At 43.3% G+C, this 5252-nt stretch carries 3 protein-coding genes; all 3 read right to left on the bottom strand.

The annotated features are described in order from the left end of the window. On the bottom strand, window positions 1-846 hold an 846-nt coding region (locus ACLL8Z_RS07875), incomplete at its 3' end, for a hypothetical protein (RefSeq protein WP_411274224.1). 416 nt (window positions 847-1262) lie between these two features. After that, on the bottom strand, window positions 1263-3011 hold the full coding sequence (locus tag ACLL8Z_RS07870; protein ID WP_411274223.1) for a hypothetical protein: 1749 nt from the start codon (window positions 3009-3011) through the stop codon (window positions 1263-1265). Window positions 3012-3028: 17 nt separating this feature from the next. Beyond that, a complete protein-coding gene (locus tag ACLL8Z_RS07865) occupies window positions 3029-5170 on the bottom strand; it encodes a fibronectin type III domain-containing protein (RefSeq protein WP_411274222.1) in 2142 nt (713 codons plus the stop codon). Window positions 5171-5252 lie beyond the last annotated feature (82 nt).

The raw sequence follows: 5252 nt of genomic DNA, 5'->3' as shown, positions 1-5252 counted from the left end.
TTGATTCACGATGTTGAAAATAGCAGGCTCGCTTCTTCCCTGTATGTTCATATCCATATCCGGGATGGGCTGTCCCCTTCTGTCAAGTGTTTGCACTGTCCAGATAAATTGTTTGTTTGCGGTAGAATCCAGCATAGGCAGATTAGGCCGCCAGATAAATTGCGTACTTCCTTTTATGGAGGTTTCGTTCAATAACGGCCGATTACCCCGGAATGCCTGCATAGGTGTCTGGCCAGGAAGGATTTCAAACACCTGTACCCGGTATTGGGGAAGGTCAGGAGAGCCTGGAATAATAGCAGTCCAGCGGAATATAATAATATTTTGAGCCACACGGGCGTCAAGACTGCTTCCGCTGGCGGGCTGCATTAAAACAGGCAGCTGATAGGAAGTAATAAAAAATGGGCGGGTTTGTCTTGCCCGGACGATATCTCCCGCGGTATTCAGAATCTCAACCCTCAATTGATACTGTCCTGCAGGTAAACGCCCGGTATGTTGAAGGGTATTCTGTAAATTTCCCTGCAATGCTAAATTTTGGAGTTGGAGTGCATCAGCTATGGTGAACTGGTTTACGCCCGCTCTTAAGGTGTAGATTCTGGCAGCATTACTATTGGATGCCCCGATAACGCTCCCTCTCTCATCAAGTAAGGATGTTCTTAATTTTACGGAAGGATCGTTCAAAGCCGGCCCCGGCATATAGGAAATGATCATTTGTCCGTTCACCGGATTCACCCAATCAGATAACCAGGGCTGTGGCCGGTTATTTAAAGCGAGGTTAAGGCTTATCTGAGCCCCGGCCGGCTTAATAAACAGAACAATTACAAAGGATAATAGTAAAAGGTATTTCATCTTTTTTTGGAGTTATACGTTGTACGTTTTACGTTTAATTTGGGTTAATGTCATAATTAGCTTTTCACCTCCAACTTCATGTCTCTGTCCTCCGACTTCCCGATTCTGGCGCAGGCCGGAATCTCCTCTAATCACCCCACACGCTATGTCATTCCAGCGAAAGCTACCTGCCTGTCCGGTAGGCAGGGAACCTCATTAGTTTACTTTGCACCAATGACCCCTCAGTCAGCCGAAGGGGCTGACAGCTCCCCATTAAGGAAGGGGAGCAGGATACAGTTACTAATAGATGATATAATTTCATTATTAGACAAGATTGAATAAGAATATTTCTGTTAGCATATTTTGTAATGGATTCGGTTTTAGGCCGCTTTGCTGTCCCCCGCTGGCGGGGGTTAAGGGGGTGGATTCCACTTCTTCTAAAATTTGTATTGTAAACCCGTTCTCAATGTACTTTCTAAATATTCCGGGCTACCCGGATAAGCCGGGGTAAAGGAACTTCCGGGCAATTCAGTCCCATAATGATATAAATTGGCGGTCATAGAAAATTGCCAGGTTAACTTTTTATAAACATCCCAGTCAAAACCGCTCGTAGCCAACAGGTTTTTACTGGCGGTGAACGGATCCACAGTGCTCAGACTGTATTGCAGCTGTCCTTTCACATTAATTTTGGGGGCAGGCTTCCAGTTCATTCCAGTGGTAGCGCTGAGCAAGTTTAATTTAAGTGAAGGGGCCGTGTTACGGAACCACATCAGGCTAAAATCCGGACTGATTTTTTTGTTAAAAAATGTGGGAACATAAAGAATTAATACGGTCTGTGTATTGTTTTGAGTGGTTGACGCAGGTATAATTGTGGTTTCATCATATTTGCTCCAGGTGTAAGTGCCGCTTACCAACTGGCTCATTTTACTGTTATTCCAGGTGTAAGCAGGATTAATGCTGATCTCATCGCTGACACTCCGATATCCCGAAAGGCCGGGCGAATTGAAGCCAAAATTATTAAAGCTCGTATTCAGGCTGAAACGTTCATTAAACTGCGTAAATACATTCACATTGGCGATGATCTGTTTCGTAAGGCTGGGGCCGGCAATACGGCTCAGATTGCCAAAGCGCTGGCCAACGCTGGCCACCACGTTCATCTTTTTTTTCCATACATTAAAGCGGGTATTAGCCAGGTATTCCATCCGGTCGTTGTTCATAAAAGGATAGCCAGCAGTATAATACCCTGCACCGTAATAATTGAATTTGGCGCCCGCTTCCCAATCTTTCCCCTTTTTAATTATACCCGTCATTACTGCATTATCCTTCCCGGTGGAGGTGTGAGAGCTGAGAAATGGTTTAAAATCATTTACCGGGCTGGCAGACAAGGGGGTATTTAAATTCCGGGTAAAAAAACTTTGACCAATCTCGATATGGTAATTCCAGCCCTTTTCCGAACTGACTTTGGCTAAAAAGCTGACCACCATGTTTTCCTGCGGATCGAGGGGAGATATTGGAGCCGATGTAACTGAACTTCGTTTATCTATTGATTTTACAAAATTGAATCCGGCAAAGTATTTCCCTTCCTTTTCAAGTCCCAGCTGGGCCATCCATTGGTTACGCTGGTAGGCGCCAATTACTCCGGGAGAAGCAGGTATAATCGTGGGAGCCAAATAGTTTACAGGCCTTTGCGATACCCCATTAAACAACTTAATGCGGAATTTTCCCGGCGCCAGGTTCACACCATAACCAAATACACCCAGGTCGCCTGTGCTCAACTCACTGTACTGTAGGTTTTGCGTGCCCAACAGGAGCTCTGTAGTTCCAATTTTTGGGCTGATACCAAAATTATTTACAGGATTTGTCAGAAACTGCCAGATACTTTGCGGCCCCGCGGTTGCCGCTGTAATGAAATTATTTTGCGTGGGGCTAAAGTTGAAATTGAAAGGAACTGTCAATTTGCCAACAGTAAGCGTGGGATTCAAGGAATACCTGAAGAGGTTCCAGGGACGGCGGGCCTGATAAAAATCAGGTACTGCCGGACTTGGCGCTTTATTAAGCCCATAACCCTCATACCACATACCCATCTCACCGCCAATAGTAAAGGGCTTTTTCTTTTTCTCCTGCGCGTTTGCCTGTGATGACAGAAATAAAACCAGTAGCACAGTTAATTTGAAAAGGCGGTTCATGAATTGTTTCTAATCATTTAATAGTTCAATTGCAGTTCATTACTAAAATTTGAAACATTTTTATTAGCGTCTGTTAGTCTTATGGTATACATCATTCCCTTCTGACCCGCTGCAGGATCATCAAAAAAGAGTTTCCCTTTTTCGAATTCAATGATTTTATAAGTGGTCCAAAGCGATTTTTCATCAGCTCTTTTATATATTTCTACTTTTAACTGCCGGTTTTTCACCTTTTCATCAACTACAAAAGACAGGGATACTTTCTTTGCCTGGCCGTCATAAGAACCCTGAATTGTGGGTGCCGGAATCCTGTTATTCAATAACGTTTTTATCTGGATACTTCTGGAGATTTTAGATGCTAATCCACCATCATCTCTGGCAATCATGGCATACTCATACTGTCGTCCGCCAGTAATTTTTTTATCGGTGAATTTTATGACGCTGGTATTGGTATTAAAAAAGATCGAATCAAATTTCACTTTGCCGCTTTCTCTGCGCAATAAGATGTTACGGGCTGCATCCTCGCTGCTTGAGTTTACAAAGATGATCACAACGGAAGTGTCGCTAACAGTGAAACCCGTAATCAATGGGCTTACCGGTGGTATGGTGTCTCTTTTTGTCAGCTCAATAATTTTCGACGGGAGGGATTGATTAAAATGGGTATCAAATGCAATTACTTTATAATAGATATTTTTTGTGAGCGTGTTCAGGGTAGTGGAATCATTCAGGGTGAAGGTAGTACGGCCCAGACTGTCTTTGAATGTTTCTGTAACCACAGAAAACTCATGCTCTTTCGAATTTGCTTTCAAAACCTGGTAGCCCATAAAGTCTTTTTCGGTGTTGGGACGAACTTTTATAATGATCTTACCCACAGAGTCTATTTTTGCAGAGGAGATAAAAGGCATAGCCGGTGGAACACTATCAATTAGCGTCACATAAGCTGGGTAAGAGTGGCTGCTGTTGCCCGCGGTGTCAACCGCTTCCACCACATAATAATTGGAACCATCCGGATCAAAGGTTTCATCGATGAACCTCATCGTATTAGCGGGCAGTAATCCTTTTGAAATTAAGCTGTACTTTCCATTTTCCTGCGTACCTCTTTTAATTGTAAATCCTTTCAGATCGCCTGTGCTTTTTGCAGTCATTTCCCAACTAAGTTCAACCTGCTTAGGTTTTATATGGATCGCTGTTTTTAAGAAAGGTGCAGGCGGAGGGGTTTTGTCCCTCGGAATTGCTATAAATTCCGACAGTACCAATTCATCGGCAAATGGCGTAGAAACCAATATCCTATAGTAGTATTTCTTGTAGTTGGTCAATCCGGTATCACCGTAAGCAAAGTCTGACTTTCCGGTGAATCCTGTCGGTTTTAGGTTAAGTTCAGGGGTTTTTATAATTTTTATGTATGAAGCTCCATTATTGTCAGATCGTTCAGCGGTAAATGCATAATATTCCGAAGATTCAGGAAAAGAAAAGGCGATTGCTCCATCTCCTTCACTGACTTTTACCGCCTTATTATTGCTCAGGTATTTCTCATTAAAATTTTCAGATCTTACTTTTACATAAGCTGTTTCGTTTGCAGCGTTTACAAGTGGCTGGTTGAGCCGAACACGATAAACATAGGTTTGGCCAGGGGTTACCGATGCATCTGATACTCTTACAGCCAAGCCTTCAGCAGCTACCCTGCTTCTGTTGGCAGCTATTAAGGCAAATCCAAAACGCATATCGGAATTGTCTTTTTGATCTTTAAACGATTTCAGTCCCTCTTTCATCACATCCCCATCTTGTGAAGTGCCATCAGGATCGGAAAATACCATGGCGAGGCCCGCTATTTTAGCAGCACTGGTATCTTTTAATTTTTCTTCGACTAATGCCTTTTCCCACTGCTCTTCGTTCCAGCGTTTAAAAGGTGACCCGGCAATGGGTGTAAAGCTTAATTTGTCACTGGCAATACCATTAACAAAATTTGCCCGTTCAACTATGTACCCAACTTTATTTGCCTGGCTGAACAATATTGGATTGGCTGGAGCATAGCGCAAAACAATGCGATCTGAATAGCTTCTGGCACTTATGGCAAGGGTCACTTTAATTGGGGTTCCGGACTGCTGCGCAAAACAGAGAGCAGTGATCATTGTCTGGAGCAGGATTGAAAATAGCTTTTTCATATACCTTTTATATCTATAGTTTTATGGCAGTTTTTGCAATCTGGGTCGCTGGACCGACAGTTCCTCCCGCATCTGAATTGGT

The sequence above is a fragment of the Daejeonella sp. genome, assembly GCF_046590655.1.
Lineage (GTDB): Bacteria > Bacteroidota > Bacteroidia > Sphingobacteriales > Sphingobacteriaceae > Daejeonella.
This window is presented reverse-complemented; position numbering and strand designations above follow the sequence as displayed.